The sequence below is a fragment of the Corynebacterium sp. NML130628 genome, from assembly GCF_001875665.1.
In the GTDB taxonomy this organism is placed as follows: Bacteria; Actinomycetota; Actinomycetes; order Mycobacteriales; family Mycobacteriaceae; genus Corynebacterium.
Map to the genome: position 1 here is coordinate 73534 of NZ_MLAL01000018.1, position 15560 is coordinate 89093.

At 63.5% G+C, this 15560-nt stretch carries 14 protein-coding genes; 11 read left to right on the plus strand and 3 right to left on the minus strand.

Annotation, left to right across the window (positions count from 1 at the left end):
- Positions 1-50: 50 nt before the first annotated feature.
- Positions 51-1913, minus strand: coding sequence for an ABC transporter ATP-binding protein (locus tag BJP07_RS05765; RefSeq protein WP_071566558.1), 1863 nt, complete (start codon positions 1911-1913; stop codon positions 51-53).
- Positions 1914-2071: 158 nt separating this feature from the next.
- Here BJP07_RS05765 and BJP07_RS05770 point away from each other — a divergent pair, with 158 nt between their 5' ends.
- Positions 2072-2542, plus strand: a complete 471-nt coding sequence (locus BJP07_RS05770; protein ID WP_143109680.1) for a hypothetical protein — start codon at positions 2072-2074, stop codon at positions 2540-2542.
- Positions 2542-3099, plus strand: a complete 558-nt coding sequence (gene idi / locus BJP07_RS05775; RefSeq protein WP_071566560.1) for an isopentenyl-diphosphate Delta-isomerase — start codon at positions 2542-2544, stop codon at positions 3097-3099. The genes BJP07_RS05770 and idi overlap by 1 nt, the downstream gene beginning before the upstream one ends.
- Here the strand turns inward: idi and BJP07_RS05780 are convergent, their stop codons facing one another.
- Positions 3100-4344 carry an alpha/beta fold hydrolase gene (locus BJP07_RS05780; protein WP_071566561.1) on the minus strand — a complete coding sequence of 415 codons (1245 nt, stop codon included), beginning with the start codon at positions 4342-4344 and terminating at the stop codon, positions 3100-3102.
- 130 nt (positions 4345-4474) lie between these two features.
- Between BJP07_RS05780 and BJP07_RS05785 the strand changes: the two genes are divergently transcribed.
- Genes BJP07_RS05785 through BJP07_RS11035 form a run of 7 tightly spaced genes read left to right on the plus strand, consistent with a single transcriptional unit; the run spans position 4475 to position 10384 of the window.
- Complete coding sequence (locus tag BJP07_RS05785; RefSeq protein WP_255365932.1) at positions 4475-5494, plus strand: iron ABC transporter permease; 1020 nt, start codon at positions 4475-4477, stop codon at positions 5492-5494.
- A gap of 21 nt (positions 5495-5515) precedes the next feature.
- The gene (locus BJP07_RS05790; protein WP_071566562.1) at positions 5516-6535 is read left to right on the plus strand and encodes an ABC transporter substrate-binding protein; all 1020 of its coding nucleotides are present in this window, start codon (positions 5516-5518) and stop codon (positions 6533-6535) included.
- Positions 6536-7339, plus strand: coding sequence for an ABC transporter ATP-binding protein (locus BJP07_RS05795; RefSeq protein ID WP_071566563.1), 804 nt, complete (start codon positions 6536-6538; stop codon positions 7337-7339).
- 36 nt (positions 7340-7375) lie between these two features.
- Complete coding sequence (locus BJP07_RS05800; protein WP_071566564.1) at positions 7376-8116, plus strand: class I SAM-dependent methyltransferase; 741 nt, start codon at positions 7376-7378, stop codon at positions 8114-8116.
- 27 nt (positions 8117-8143) lie between these two features.
- Positions 8144-10111: a M3 family metallopeptidase gene (locus tag BJP07_RS05805; RefSeq protein WP_071566565.1), complete on the plus strand. Its 1968-nt coding sequence runs from the start codon at positions 8144-8146 to the stop codon at positions 10109-10111.
- The gene (locus BJP07_RS11475; protein ID WP_255365933.1) at positions 10104-10232 is read left to right on the plus strand and encodes a hypothetical protein; all 129 of its coding nucleotides are present in this window, start codon (positions 10104-10106) and stop codon (positions 10230-10232) included. The genes BJP07_RS05805 and BJP07_RS11475 overlap by 8 nt, the downstream gene beginning before the upstream one ends.
- Positions 10233-10243: 11 nt before the next feature.
- Complete coding sequence (locus BJP07_RS11035) at positions 10244-10384, plus strand: hypothetical protein (protein ID WP_143109681.1); 141 nt, start codon at positions 10244-10246, stop codon at positions 10382-10384.
- A 4-nt stretch (positions 10385-10388) separates the two neighbouring features.
- Here BJP07_RS11035 and BJP07_RS05810 read toward each other — a convergent pair whose 3' ends face one another.
- The gene (locus BJP07_RS05810; RefSeq protein WP_177222527.1) at positions 10389-12527 is read right to left on the minus strand and encodes a 4-alpha-glucanotransferase; all 2139 of its coding nucleotides are present in this window, start codon (positions 12525-12527) and stop codon (positions 10389-10391) included.
- A gap of 84 nt (positions 12528-12611) precedes the next feature.
- Between BJP07_RS05810 and BJP07_RS05815 the strand changes: the two genes are divergently transcribed.
- Positions 12612-14450, plus strand: coding sequence for a long-chain fatty acid--CoA ligase (locus BJP07_RS05815; protein WP_071566567.1), 1839 nt, complete (start codon positions 12612-12614; stop codon positions 14448-14450).
- Between the two features lie 95 nt (positions 14451-14545).
- The gene (locus BJP07_RS05820) at positions 14546-15214 is read left to right on the plus strand and encodes a hypothetical protein (protein WP_071566568.1); all 669 of its coding nucleotides are present in this window, start codon (positions 14546-14548) and stop codon (positions 15212-15214) included.
- Positions 15215-15560: the final 346 nt, after the last annotated feature.

The window sequence follows — 15560 nt, forward strand, 5'->3', positions numbered from 1 at the left end:
GCCTTCTCACAGTAGCTTGATTGCCTCAGCCATTACAGACTCCAGGCTTGCTACTCCTCATCATGGTCGTCGGAGTGGAAGCCGAACGCCTGTAACCTGGCTCGATCCGCCGCAGACGAGGACGCGGTAAGCCGCAGTAGCTCTGAATAAATACCGCCGGAGACCGCGAGCTCCGCAGGGGTACCAATTTCGTCGATGCGGCCGTCGCGCAACGTGATAATGGTATCGACGTCCGCGATGGTGGACAGCCGGTGCGCGATCATGATGGTGGTGCGGTCCTCCATCAGCGCGTCGAGTCCAGCCTGCACGGCGCGCTCCGCCTTCGTGTCGAGGGCGGAGGTGGCTTCGTCGAGAATCAGCAGTGGTGCGTCCTTGAGCATCGCGCGTGCGATCGCGACGCGCTGGCGCTGCCCGCCGGACAGGCGCAGGCCGCGCTCGCCGATGACGGTGTCGTAGCCGTCGGTGAACTTCATGATGAAGTCGTGCGCGTTGGCGCGTTTGGCCACCGCGACCACCTCGTCCATCGTCGCGTCCGGCTTGCCGTAGGCGATGTTTTCAAACACGGTGCCTGAAAAGAGCGCCGCCTCCTGGAACACCACGCCCGTGGTCGCGCGCAGCTTTTCGACGCCCAGCTCCGCCAAGTCCCGACCGCATACCTTCAGGGTGCCCACCTGGATAGGGTAGAGGCCCAGCAGCAGGTTCACGATGGTGGACTTACCGCCGCCGGACTCGCCAACCAGGGCGATCTTCTCCCCGGCGTGGGCTCGGAAGCTCATGTCGTGAATGACGGGCTCGCCTGGCTCGTACTCGAAGGTGACCGAGTCGAACTCCACGACGGGTTCGTGGACCGGCAGTGGGCGGTGCTCCTCGACGGTGAGCTCCGGCACGCCTGAGGTTTGGGTCGCAGCAACGAGCTCGCGGTTCGCGGTTGGCTCTACCATCTCGTCCATGACATGGAAGTAGTCGCGGGAACCCGCGACGGCCCGCTGGGCGCTGTCGACGATCCAGCTCAGCATCATTACCGGCTGGCGGGCCATCGTGACCAGCTGAATGAGCATGACCATGTCACCGATACTGAAGTGGCCCTGGATGGTGCGCACGAACAGGATCATGTAGATGCCCATGAAAATCAGCGACATCGCCAGCCCGCGCAGGGCGTCCATGGAGTGCCACCAGCGCGACTGCGGGCGAGTGATGTTCACCGTGTTGTTGTAGTGGTTGCCGAACTTATCCAGTTCGCGCACTTCGGCGACGTACGACTTCGTCACTTTCACCTGGCCGACGACCTCCGCGAAACGCCCGTTCGCCTCGTCGATCTGCGCGTTCTTCTCCGCTTCCCATTTCTGCCACCGCTTCGAGGTCAGCGCCGTAAGCCACGTGTAGACGGGGAAGAGCGCCAACAACAACAGGGTCAGTGGCCAGTAGTAGAAGGAGGTGATGACGAGGATGGCGATGATCTGGATGATCATCGGCAAGAAGTTGTTGGAGAACGACTGGATGAACTGCGTCACCGAGGCGATCGAACGATCCAGCCTGGCAATGATGGTGCCGGTGACCTGGGTGTCGAAGTAGCGCTGTGGCAGCGAAAGAAGCTTTGCGAAATAGCGGGTGGATAGGATCTGCCGGATCCGCGCCGCCATGACGTCGCCGAGGTAGCCGGAAACGTTCTTCGCCAGCCCGCTGAGCGAGGTTGCGATGAACAGTGCGAACGCGAGCCACAGGACGGTGCGCACCGGGTCGGCGGGAGCGTTGTCGGAGTTATTGAGGGCGTCGACAATTGTGTCGGTTGCCTCGCGGACGATGAATGGCGAAATCAGCCCGAGGCCTGCGACAACCGTCGAGATCACAACGATGGCGAGGTAGAACGGCCACAGGGCGGAAGCGCTTCTTAACACACGGGTGAGAGATTGCATAGGGTGCCCAGCGTAGCGCGCATGGGAGATGCTCGTACAATAGTGTCCAATTGTTTTCGCTTACATCAGACGAACCAGACGAAAGGGCACTGATGCGCCACCACATACTTTCAGCTGCGGCCTTGCTGCTCGTTACTACTCTCACGCTGGGCGGGTGCGTGGCAGAGGATGACACTGCAACCCCCACTGACATCGAGGTGACGACGCCCACTGGCGCCCCACAGCCCGAGTTCCACCAAGAGTATGGTGACCCGGTGACTTCTACGGAGATCACCGGCAAGAGCGTCGATGACCCGAAGATGGAGCTGTCCTACAAGTGGCAGGGCAGCAGCTACGGCACCGGCTCCGGTGGCATCATTGTCGTTGCGGTGACGAACAAGAGCGACGTGCCAATGCCCGTTGACGCGCTCAAGCCGAAGCTGCGCTACAACACCGGCAACAACAAATTTGTCGACGCCAACCCAATTAACGCCGAACAGGCCGGGGTAGACATCCTCGGCGTCGACCGCCCACTGGGGCCAGGGGCCACCACGAACGCGAAGTACGCCTTCGACGTCACCCCAGATGGTCTCTGGGACGCGGAATTTACGATCGGCAACGTGAAGTTCAAGGGGAATCTGAACAACTAATGCGTGAAGAAGTAATCCTGCTCAATGACGACGGATCCCCGATCGGCACCGCGGACAAGTCCGAGGTCCACACCGAGGATACCCCGCTACACCTGGCCTTTTCCTGCTGGCTGTTTAACGAGGATGGCCAGCTGTTGCTCACACGGCGTGCGCTAGGGAAGAAGACGTGGCCCGGGGTGTGGACGAACTCGTTCTGCGGTCACCCCGGCCCCGGCGAGGACGTGCCGACGGCCATCCTGCGGCGCTCCGTAGAGGAGCTGCGCCTTCCGGAAGGGGCCGTGCTAGAGGTCACGCCGGTGCTGCCGGAGTTCCGTTACCGCGCGGTGGATTCTTCCGGCATCGTCGAGTACGAAATCTGCCCGGTCTACTCGGCGCGCCTCGCGCCGGGCCACGAGGACTTGGACCCGAACCCGGACGAGGTGGACTCGTGGCACTGGGCGGATCCCGCCGATGTTGTCCGCGCGGTGGACGCCACCCCGTTCACGTTTTCGCCGTGGCTGGTCGAAGAGCTGGCGGACCCGCGGCTGCGCGCTGTGCTGGAGGGCGCCGGGCGTTAACTACTGGTTGAACGCCGCGCGCACGTGGCGCAACGGGTCTTCCACGACCGTCGTCGTGTCAGCGCTGAGCGAGGCACGCAGGACGTTTCGGCCCGGCCGGTAGGCGGGCCAGTCGGCCTGCCCGCTGCAGATGTAGTCGTAGACGAGTCGGCCGATGTGGGTCGCAGGCTCGCCGAACAGCGTGTCCAGCTCGTAGCTGTGGCCAAGTGGGGTATCTGTGCAGAACTCGATCTGGCGGATGTCGGCAGGGCCGTGTTCGCAGGCGACGTCGACCCAACGGCGGATCAGCGCGTCGGACAAGAACCTGCCAGCAAGTGCGCCGGGGTCCGTGGTTCGCGCAGCTTCGATGTAGGCGCGCCGGGCCGCCCTGCTTTTGGCGCCGAACAGTTTACCGAAGCAGCGGATGAACGCGGCGCCGAAAGCGTTGAACCCTTCGCCGGACTGGTGGAACTCTTCACGGGTGGAGGTAACCACGATTGGTACGTCGGCGAGCTCAGCTGGATCGAACGGCGCCGGGCCAAGCGCGATGTCGTGGAAGTACTGGGTGCGGAAGCGCTGGTAGGCGCGCTCGATGGCATCCGGGCGGCGCTCGGCGTGTGCGTTGAGCTCGTGGCGTGTCAGTGGCTTGCCGATCGCCCCGCGCGCCGCCCACTTGCGCTGACCAAACGGGGTCCGCGGGAACGCGGGGGAGAGCGCCAGCACACGCCGGAACGCTCCCTGAAAGTGGTCGCGGCGCGCCAACCACAGTGCCAGCGCCGCCCCCGCCGAGTGCCCGACCAGCGTGACGTTGGTTGGGTCGCCGCCGAAGTACTCAATGTTGCGCTGCACCCACCGCAGCGCCTCCTGACAGTCCTCCACCGCGCGGAATGACGTGTCGTTGGGGAAGGGGAGCAGCCCAGGAAATTTTCGACGATACCCCACCCGCACTTGCACGATACCCTGCGAAGCGAACGCCTCCGGTTGCGAGGTGGTCTCGCAGTGGTTGCCTTCCTCGAACCGGCCGCCGTGCAGGTACACCATGACGGGGTAGTCGTCGAGGGCGCGTGCAGTCGCCGGGGTGATGATGCTCAGCCCGATCGTGTCGGGGTGCGGCGTGGTGGCGTTGATGAGATGGCCCTCGGGGGCGGGGCGTGGTGGGTCGAAGGGGGCGTCGATACGCGAGTAGGGGATGGAGTGGAACTCGCGCATTGTGGCGGTGGCGGTGCCGGTGATCGCGCCGGCGGGGCAGGTGATGGTGACGTCCATGACAGGCCAGTGTAAACGCCTGCTCCATGATGGGAGATTCAATTGGATAATTGACGAAATTGGGTGGGTTGTTTAGGTTAGGTTTATGCGTACAGAACACGCCGATATACTCGGCTTTCGCAGACACCGAATGAAAGCGACCGCCTGGGCGATCGGCCTGAGCGTGGCGCTCGTTTTCACCTTTATTATGTGCGTGGGCTACGGCTCCGTGCCCGTTGCACCGAGCGAGACACTCAACATCATTTCGCACCACTTCTTCGGCACACCGCTGGAGGTGGAGCCGGTGAAAAACACCATTGTGTGGGACATCCGCATGCCGCGCGCGGTGCTCGGCATGTTCGTTGGCGCTGGCCTCTCGATCGCAGGCGCGATCCTGCAGACGCTCGTGCGCAACATGCTCGCGGACCCCTACATCATCGGTATTAACGGCGGCGCCTCGACGGGCGCGGCCTTGGCGATCCTCTTCGGCGCCGGTGCAGCGTTCGGCGACTACGCACTGCAGGGCAGCGCGTTCCTCGGCGCGATCGCGGCGTCGTTTGTTCTGTACGCGGTGGCGCGCTCGCAGGGCCGCCTCACCTCAATCCGCCTGCTCATGGCGGGTGTCGCGCTTGGCTACGCGCTCTCCGCGATCACCAGCTTCCTCATCTTCGCCTCCGGCGATGCCGAAGGCTCCCGCTCCGTGATGTTCTGGCTGCTCGGCTCGCTGGGCCTCGCGTCCTGGGACCTCTCGCTGCTGATCACCGTCATCGTGGTGCTCTTCAGCCTCATCGTCGCGGTCATCTGGGGCAGGAACCTGGACGCGTTGGGCATCGGCGACGAAACGGCGCTCACCGCTGGCATCAACCCGGAGCGCTTCCGCCTGGCAATGCTCGTGGTGGCCTGTCTACTCGTCGGCGCAATCGTCGCGATGGCGGGCTCCATCAGCTTCGTCGGCCTGGTTATCCCGCACCTGGCGCGCCGGGCCGTTGGTGGCGCGCACCGCACGATGCTCCCGATCGCGGGGCTGCTTGGCGCGGTGCTGCTGATGTGGGCGGACATCGGCGCCCGGATGTTGCTTGCACCGCGCGAGCTGTCCATCGGCATTATTACGGCGCTTGTCGGCGCCCCATTCCTGCTCATCCTGGTGCGCAACATGCGCGCCGCAAGCTAATACCCACACGAAAGGTAAATCATGAAACGCACAGTGAACCGGGTAGGCATCCTCGTTGCGACGGCCGCCCTGAGCCTCGGGCTCGTGGCCTGCTCCGGCAACGAGGCAGGTACCGAAGTGAACGGCGCATCGACCTCCGCGACCGCGGCGGCAGAGGTACACAAGTTTGAAAACTGTGGCCACTCGATGGAGATCGACGGCGTGCCACAGAAGGTGATGCTGGTCAACCGCGTGGGCGTCGTCCCGACGCTTGAGGCGCTCGGCGTGCTGGACGACGTGCACATGGTTGCCGGCCCGTTCCCGGAGGAGTACTTCTCGCCTGAGTTGGCGAAGAAAGTGGCCGCAATCCCGCTGCTGACCGACAAGGTCGATGCTGGCGGCCACCTGCAGATATCGAAGGAAGAGATCGTGGCGACGGACTCCGACCTGATCATCGGCTACGCAGGCAACGTCGACTACAACGCGATGCAGGGCACCGGCGTGCCGATTATCGAGGAGCCAGGCTTCTGTGGCGCGCTCAACGGCGCGGCGAGCTGGGACCACGTCTGGGACCACATCAAGTTCTACGGGGATCTTTTCGACGCCACCGAGGCCGCCGAGAAGTTCACCGCCGAGACCAAGGCGCGCCTCGAGGCCGCCGAGGCCAAGAAGGCCGGTGAGGGTCTGCGCGTAGCGGTGCTCTACCCGGCGACGGACGGCTCCGTGAACTACGCCTACGGCGCCGGTTCCATGTCCAACCCGATCGTCGAGTCCGCCGGCATGATCAACGTCTTCGGCGACTCCGCTGACCGCGTCTTTGAGGTCAGCGACGAGGAACTGATCGCCCGTAACCCCGACGTGATCATCTCGCTGCACTCCAAGGGCGGCGACGAGGCCGCGGCCGCGTCCATCGAGGGCGTGAAGCAGATCAAGGGCATCAACGACACCAATGCTGGCAAGAACGGCGCGATCATGCCGATGCTGCTCTACTTGGCGGAGCCACCATCAGGCATGTCTATTGATGGCCTGGAGCAGCTCAACGAGTTTTTGGAGCAGCGCTAAATGATTGAGGGCACCGGAATTCATTTCCAGCGTGGCAACCGCACGATTCTGCACGGCATTGACATTACGGTCCAAGATGGCCGGGTGCTGGGCTTGGTTGGGCCGAACGGCTCAGGGAAAACCACGTTGCTCCGGTGCCTGTTTGGGTCCTTGAAGCCTGATTCGGGAACCGTCACCGTAGATGGCGAACCGTTGAGCGAGATAAATAAAAAAGCGCTTGCGCACAAGCTCTCGGTGGTCACGCAGGAGCATGAGTCTGACATGCCGGTGAGCATCGCTGAGCTCGTCATGCTTGGGCGGTTGCCGTACCTTGGTCTGACGGGCAAACCGTCGGCGGACGACGAAGCGATCGTTGAAAAGTCGCTGCGGGACGTGGGAGCGATCGACCTTGCCACGAGGGACTTTTCTGCCCTGTCTGGGGGAGAAAAGCAGCGGGCGCTCATTGCTCGCGGGTTGGCGCAACGCTCTACACATCTGCTTCTTGATGAGCCGACTAACCACTTGGACATACGATTCCAATACGATGTCATGGACCTGATCGCGTCGCTTCCGTGCGCATCAGTTGTGGTGCTGCATGATCTCAACCTTGCGGCGCGTTACTGCGAAGATGTCATGCTGATCCATGACGGGCGCGTAGTGGCGGCCGGGCCCACGCAGGATGTGCTTCGCCCTAATTTGTTGGAGCCAGTGTATAAGCTTCCGGTCCGCAGATTAGAGACGGAGGACGGGTTGGTGCTGACATTTCGAAAAGCTTCCGCCAAGTTTCTCGACGAGCTGCCGAAGGTGACTTATGCTAGTGAGTGATTATTGTCTTTCTTTTGTAGGAATGAGTTGTCCCAAATGACAGATACCCAAGCACGCATTACTGAGTACTGGGCTGGCCGGGCGGAGGCGTACCACCGCGAGCACTTGATCTCCGATCGCGCCAAGGCGGACCGTGCAGCGTGGACTGACATCTTCAAGCGCTTTATGCCGGAGGATGCGGTTCGCGTGCTGGATATGGGCACAGGCGATGGCTACATTGCGCACATCATCGCGGAGCTCGGCTACGCAGTTGTGGGCGTGGATGCGTGCGAGCCGATGCTCGACGAGGCCCGCGACGAAGCGGAGCTCCGCCAGGAAGAAGGCATCAACACCCCACTATTCGCCGAGGTCGACGTGACGAACCTGCCGCCGTCCTTCTACGACTTCGATGTTGTAGTGAGTCGCTACCTGTTGTGGACACTGCGTGAGCCGATGCAGGCAATTCGCGGGTGGCTCAAGGCCCTGAAACCTGGGGGTCTTGTGATTGCCGCGGACGCGATCTGGTTCCCGAACGGTATCTCGAAAGACACACAGGTCATTTCTGACAACGGCCCAGACTCCTTCGTGCTGACCTACTCCGATGATGTCCTTGGGGAGCTGCCGCTTGCAACGGCGGAGTCCCCGGAGGCGTACGCGGAGGCGTTCCGTGTTGCGGGCTTAGAAGACGTGGAGATTGTCGAACTGCCAGAGATTACGAAGATTGACGAGGAATTCGGCGCGGCGGAGGGACACGAATCGCGCCCGAACTTCCTGGTGATTGGCCGTAAGTCGGCCTGACACGCACGCCAAGTAGGATAGGGTGCCATGACTGACAATCCGTTGCTGCACCCATCCGATTTGCCATATGGTCTGCCTGATTTCCAGGCGATCCGTCTTGAACACGTGCTGCCCGCGTTCGAGCGGGCGCTTGTTCTTCATGAAGAAGAAATCGCTCGCATTTGCGCAGAAAGCACCCCGACGTGGGAGAACACCGTCGAGGCGCTGGAGCGCGCGGGCAGCGATCTCAATCGGGTCGTGGCATGGTTTTTTAACCTCCAGGGCACTGATGGTTCGCCTGAGTTTGACGAGGTCGCGGACGCGATCGTGCCACGCCTGTCCGCGCATACCGACGCCATTTACCAGAACCAGGAGTTGTATGGTCGCCTGCGTGCGGTAGAGGCTCCGGTGGATGAGGAATCGCGTCGCCTGCACGATCTGCTGCTGCGCCGCTTCACCCGCCGTGGCGCGGAGCTCGACGAGGCTGGCAAGCAGCGCCTGCGCGAGCTGAACCAGCGCCTCTCGGAACTCTCCGAGCAGTTCGGGCGCAACTTGCTGGCGGACACCACCAAGCTTGCGGTGCGCATGATCCGCGAGGAGCTCGCGGGCCTGAGTGAGGAGCAGCTCGCAGCCTACCGCGACTCGGAAGACCCCGACGTCTACGTCGTACCGATTGAGCTGCCGACGACCCAGTCGCTGCAGGCCGAACTCGAGTCCAGCAGCGCCCGCCACAAGCTATTCGACGCCTCCCGCCAGCGCGGCCGCGACACCAACAGTGCGCTCGTGGTCGAGTCGGTGCGGTTGCGGCAGGAGCGCGCGAAGTTGCTCGGCTTCGACACGCACGCCGATTACGTCATCGCGGAGGAAACCGCGGGCAGCGCCGCCGCGGCCCGCAAACTTATCAGCGACCTCGCACCGGCCGCCGCGTCGAACGCCGCCGCGGAACGCAAGCTCGCGGGCGAGCTGGCAGGCGTGGAGCTCGACGGCGCCGACTGGCCGTACTGGGAGGCGCGCCGCAGGGAAGAGGCGTTCGCCGTCAACGACGCGGAGCTTCGCAAGTACTTCCCGCTGCAGCAGGTGCTGCGCGACGGCGTCTTCTACGCTGCGAACCTGCTCTACGGCATTACGGTCACACAGCGCGAAGACCTGCACGGCTACCGCGATGACGTGCACGTGTGGGAGGTCAAGGAGGAAGACGGCACCGGCATCGGGCTGCTGCTGACGGATTATGGGGCGCGGCCGTCGAAACGCGGGGGAGCCTGGATGAGCTCGTTCGTGGACCAGGCGACGCTGACCGGCACGAAACCAGTGGTGGTCAACGTGATGTCGCTGACCTCTGACCTGCTCACGATCGATGAGGTCACGACGGTGTTCCACGAGTTTGGCCACGCGCTGCACGGGTTGCTGTCCAACGTGCGTTACCCGACGCTCTCCGGCACCAACGTGCCGCGCGACTGGGTCGAGTTCCCCTCCCAGATCAACGAGAACTACGCGTTCGCACCCGAGATCATCCGCAACTATGCGCGCCACGTGGACACCGGCGAGGTCATCCCGGATGCGTTGCTGGAGGCGGTGCAGCAGTCCCGGACCTTCGGGCAGGGCTTCGCCACCGCGGAGTACCTGGCGGCCTGCGCGATCGACCTGGCGTGGCACTCGCTGGACGGTGAGGTGCCGGAGGATATTGATGCGTTTGAGCAGCGGGCGCTCGAGAAGGTTGGGCTGGACGTCGAGGGGCTCGAGCCGCGTTACCGCTCCACGTGGTTTAACCACATCTTTGCGGGCGGGTACTCGGCGGGTTACTACTCCTACCTGTGGGCGGAGGCGTTGGACGCCGACGGCTACCAGCTCATCGAGGAGTCCGGCATCAACCGCGACAGTGGCCAACGCTTCCGCGACGCGGTCCTCTCGGTTGGTGCCGCTCGCGACTACGTCGAGGCGTACCGCGCCTTCCGCGGCCGCGAGAAGGACACCCGCGCCCTGCTGGTGCGCCGCGGGCTCGAGGGCAGCGATGTTTGAGCTGTCGCCGTGGCTGCAGACACCCCTGATCCTGCTGGTGGCGCTGCCACTAGCAGGGGTGGCGTCGTGGGCGATGCTGCGTGTGAGTGACTGGATCGCGTACAAAATTTCGAAGAAGTAAGGTGGTCAACTATGGCCAACCCTGAAGAACTCCGCAAGCGTGATCAGCAGCTTCCGAGGCAGAAACGCAAATACCCACAGTCCCGTGTCACACAGGCACTGTGGGTGATGATTGCGTTGGTCGTCGTCGCGGCACTGGCAGGGCTGTTCTAGCGCGCTAGCGTTTCGACGCCTCTGCGACCCGACCGAACAACTCGATGCTTGGCAGGTCCTCGATGAGGACCGCCTTGCCGCTGTTATCCGTCAACGGGATGCACCAGTTGGAGTACTGCTCCGCGTTGGTGCCCGGCTGGTTCTGGATGCGGATATCGCCGACCATGTCCACCAGGTTCGTCACCGTCATCGCGGATGGGGTAGCGGCGATGAAGCGGGTCAGACCAACAAGCAGGTCCTCCACGTCCACGTCGCGCGCGAACTCCTCCGCGCTCAGGTGCGTGAACTCGGTGTGCTCAAGGGAGGTGCCGTGGAAGTGGCCGTCCTCGCGCACGCGGTCAAGCACGCGGGCCTGCCACTGGTGGTCCTGCTCATTGAGTTCCTCGAGGGGCTCCTCGATGAGGCCGAGCTCGTCGCGCAGGATGTTGTGCGCGAACTGCAGGTAGCCGGCGGTCGGTGGCAGGTCGTGCGTGCCGACGGCCGACAACGCCAACCGGCGGTAATCCCAGGTGTGGAGCGGGGAGCCGTCGTCGTAGGACTCGAACCACAGTACCGTCGTGCCAAGGATGCCCTTGTCCTGCAGGACGTCCTGGACCCACGGCTCAAACGTGCCCAGGTCCTCGCCAACCACCACGGCGTTCGCGCGCTGCGCCTCGAGCACCAGGGTGCCCACCATGGCCTCGTGGTCGTAGTTCATGTAGGTGCCGAACATCGGGGAGACGTTGCGTGGCATCCAGAACAGGCGGAAGAGCCCAAGGATGTGGTCGACGCGGATGCCGCCGGAGTGGCGCAGCACGGTGCGCAGCAGTTCTCGCCACGGCTCGTAGCCGGCTTCGGCGAGCGCCTGCGGGTGCCATGGCGGCTGTGACCAGTCCTGGCCCTGCTGGGAGTACTGGTCTGGCGGGGCGCCGACGGAGGCCTCAGGTACGAGCACGTTGGCGAGCGTGTTGGCGTCGGCACCATCGGGGTGAATACCCACGGCGAGGTCAGTCATGATGCCGACCTTCATGCCGGCGGCCAGTGCCTTGTCCTGCGCGCGGCGGCGCTGCTCGTCGGCGATGAACTGCAGCCACATGTAGAAGCGGGTGAGTTCCTCGAGCTCCTCGTCGTGCTCGTGGCGCGAGGGCGCGGACTCCATTGCCTCTACGGCGCACCAGCGGGCGAACTCTTCGAGCCCTTCGCCCTCGTCGAGGCAGAACAGGTCGAAGTCGTGGGAGCGGCGCTCGTCGGCGCAGGCGATGAAGAACAGTTCGCGAAGCACGGCGAGCTTTGTCTCGAAGATTTCGTTGCGACGCAGCGGCTCCGCACTGCGGTTGCGCGCCTTCAGCGGAGCGACCATGCGCTCAATCTGGGATTTCGCCTCCTTGTCCAACTTGTAGTACTCATCAACCGCCTCCACCGAGATGTAGATCGGGTTGACGAAGCGGCGCGACGTCGGCAGGTATGGAGAGTCCTCCACCGGCGGAATAGGCTGCGCGGCGTGCACCGGGTTGATCAGCAGGTAGTCAGCACCCTGCTCCGCCAGCAGCACTGCGAGCGTACCGAGGTCCTCGAAGTCGCCAATGCCCCAGGACTGCTCGGAACGCACCGAGTACAGCTGGGCCATCACACCGAAGACAGGGTTGTCGATGTAGCGCTGGTTGCTCTCCAGGCGAGCCGGGACGACGAGCAGCGGGCAGGAATCCTTCAAGTTATCGGACTCCAGGTGCAGCGTGTGGTAGCCCGGAGGCAGGTTGCCCGGCACGTGGAAGGTGGCCTCCCCCCAGACGACGCCGGCAACGTCGGTAGTTGGTGGCGCCCAGTTTTCGTCCTGGTAGGTCTCGCGCGGGGTGCCGTCCTCAAGCTGGATCCAGGTGCGGGCCGGGTGGCCGTCGTGCACGTGGACGTTGAAGTGACGCTCCTGCCCGGCCGTAGCCACGACGCAGGGCGGCAGCGGGCGAGTAGCCCAGTACTGGTGCCTGGCGTGAATGAGGTGATGCAGCTCCTCGTCGGAGGGGGCGTCGCTCATGTTGACGCCCATGGCCTGCAGCAGCGAGATGAATGATTCCGGCGGCGGGGTGGTGATCGCACCGTTCGAAGCGCGGTAGCTCGTGCCGAACCCGTACGCGGAAGCTAATGAATGGAGCAGTTCTACGTTGGTCACATCATCCCATTCTGCCAAAGAACTGATGTTTTGCAGAGTGGAGCTCACGCAAAAGGTAGTTTCTGTCAGGTAACGTTGCCAACCATGGCTTCAGAAACGTACACAACTCCGCTCGGATTCAGCCTGAACCCAACCGATACCTGCCTGTCGGCGCTCGTGGATATCTGCACGAAAAAGCCTCACATCGTGCTGTTTTCCCGCCCGCGTAACTACGACTGGGTCAACGTGACGGCGGGGGAGTTCCTCGAGGAGGTCTACGAAACCGCCAAGGGACTCATTGCGAACGGCGTCGAACCAGGCGACCGGATCGCTGTCCTGTCCTCCACCCGTTATGAGTGGTCCCTCGTCGACTTCGCCATCTGGGCCGCGGGAGCAGTCAGCGTCCCGATTTACCCGTCGAGCTCCATGCACCAGATCCAGTGGATACTCGAGGACTCCGGCGCCGAGATCGCATTCACTGAGTCGCGCGACCACACCCAGCTGATGAGCGCCTTCCTCCTCCAGGAAGATGGCAAGCCACGCCTGGCGGACTCCAGCTCGAAGCTGCGCAAGATCTACGAATTCAACGCCTCCGGGGTTGAAACACTGAAGTTTGAGGGCAGAGACGTCGAGCAATCGCGTGTTGACGCCCGCTCCGCCTCCCTCACCCACGACGACCTCGGCTCCATCGTGTACACCTCCGGCACCACGGGACGCCCGAAAGGCGTGGCGCTCACCCACGGCAACTGGGCGCACCAGACGTGGGCGCTGATCACAAACGACATCGGCGAGGTGGCACGCCCCGGCAAACGCGTGGTCACCTTCTTGCCGCTGGCGCACGTGCTACAGCGCGCAGTGAGCCTCGCGCTGACGATGGCCGGCGCCACCCAATCCCACTGGGCGGACACCCACACGCTGACCGTGGAGCTGCAGCGTGCCCAGCCGAACATGGTGCTCGGCGTGCCTCGCGTCTTCGAGAAGGTCCGCAACGCGGCCTACAACAAGGCTGCGGACGGCTCCGCCATCGGCAAGGCTGCGTTCCTGGAAGCGGAAAAGGTCGCCATCGAGTACTCCAAGGCGATGGACACGCCTGAGGGACCAAGCCGAGTACTGAAGGCGAAGCGCCGTGTCTTCGACCGCCTCGTGTACTCCAAGATCAAGGACGCCATCGGCGGTTCCGTCAAGTACGGCATCACCGGCGGCTCCGCCATGAGCGGTGACCTCCTACACTTCTTCCGCGGCATCGGCATCCCAATCTACGAGGGCTACGGGCTCACCGAAACCTGCGCCGCAGCTTGCGTCAATAATAAGAACGGTAACAGGATCGGCACCGTGGGCCGCCCCGTCAACGGCTACCGGGTCCGCACCAACGACGACGGCGAGATCGAATTCAAGGGCCCCGGCGTCTTCGACCGCTACTGGAACAACGAAGCCGCCACACAGGAAGCCTTCACCGACGGCTGGTTCAACACCGGCGACCTCGGCGAAGTCGACGACGGAGGCTACGTGCGCATCACCGGCCGCAAGAAAGACCTCATCGTCACCGCCGGCGGCAAGAACGTCTCGCCGGGACCGATGGAGGACATCATCCGCCAGGACCCGCTGATCTCCAACGCGCTCGTAGTCGGCGACGGCAAACCATTCGTCGGCGTGCTCGTCACCCTCGACGAGGAAGAGCTGCGGCGCTGGAAGTCCACCCACAACATCCCGGAGAACCGCAAACTCAGCGACCTCGCCGGCGACCCCGTCCTGCGCGCCGAGGTCCAAGACGCGATCAACGTCGCCAACGGCACCGTCTCGCACGCGGAGGCGATCAAGAAGTTCCGCATCCTCGACCGCGACCTCAGCGAGCAGGAAAACGAGATGACGCCGACACTCAAGGTCAAGCGCAACGTGGTGTTCGAGCGCTTCCGTGAGGACATCGACAAGCTCTACGAGCGCTAGAACCCGGCGCGCCTCGACCCGTTCGGGGCGCCCATGACTTAGTATTTCCATCGACTTTTGATCCGTACTTCCTGTGAACCAGAAAGGGGCTATTCGTGCATAAAACTGCCGCGATGCTCCGCCACCGCGAACTGACACAGGAGATCTACAACATCGGTGACGAGGTCGCTGAATACACCGAGCACCTCGCCGAGGCGATCGCAGACTACGATGGTGAACTTACCGACGACTGCCTCGCCGAATTCGTCGAAATCGTCGACGACGCCCGCAACGACGCCCGCCGTATCGTCGGCGAGCTCATCGGGCTTCGCCAGGCGCTGACCACCGGGATGCGCGCCGGGGTGCTCTCCGCCTCCTATCGGCCGGAGGAGAAGGTTCCCGAGCCCGAGTTTCTCGACGCCGACGGCCTCGAAGACCTCTTCCCGCTCCAGGCGCCGTTCTCTGTGCAGACCATGCAGGACGCCCTTGTCGGCCGCACGGAGCTGACGGTGCAGCACCTCGGCGAGATCGTGCAGTACACGCTTGAGCAGACCGAGATGGTCGCCAGGGAGCTGGGTGCCGTGAGCCTGCCGCACCTGTACGCGCGGGTCGGCGAGCTTGTGGAGGCCGCAGTCGACGGCTGGATGGAGACCGTCTGCATCGACCACCCCGCGTTTGTGCGCACGATGCGTGGTGTCGCCCCGCCGCAGTTCCTTGAGGAGCGCGCCCGGGTGGATGCCATCGTGGCGAAGGTGGCGGCGAAGCGCCGCCGCCGCGGAGCCTAGGGATGCTCGCACCAAATTCCCTGATTTCTGGATCGGGGTTTTGCGTTTTCCCAGGTCACGGATTGTCGGGGATGGAATTTGGTGTCACCCCACCCGGCCGAGTGGCAAAAGACGCAGTCGTTTTTGGGCTAGCCATTCATACGTGCTGGTAGGAAAAGGGCTAGTTTTTGCTACCCTAGGTGGCAGGCTGGTTGTGAGCGCCGAACCGAAGGAGGTCCCCGCCCATGTCCCCGCACGATATTCCCCCGCTGATACCAAACCCACCCGAGAGGGATTGGGCACACTACAACACCAACCCCGACCCCGATGCTGGCAGTACTGGTAAGCGCCGGCGTGCAAGCATGCC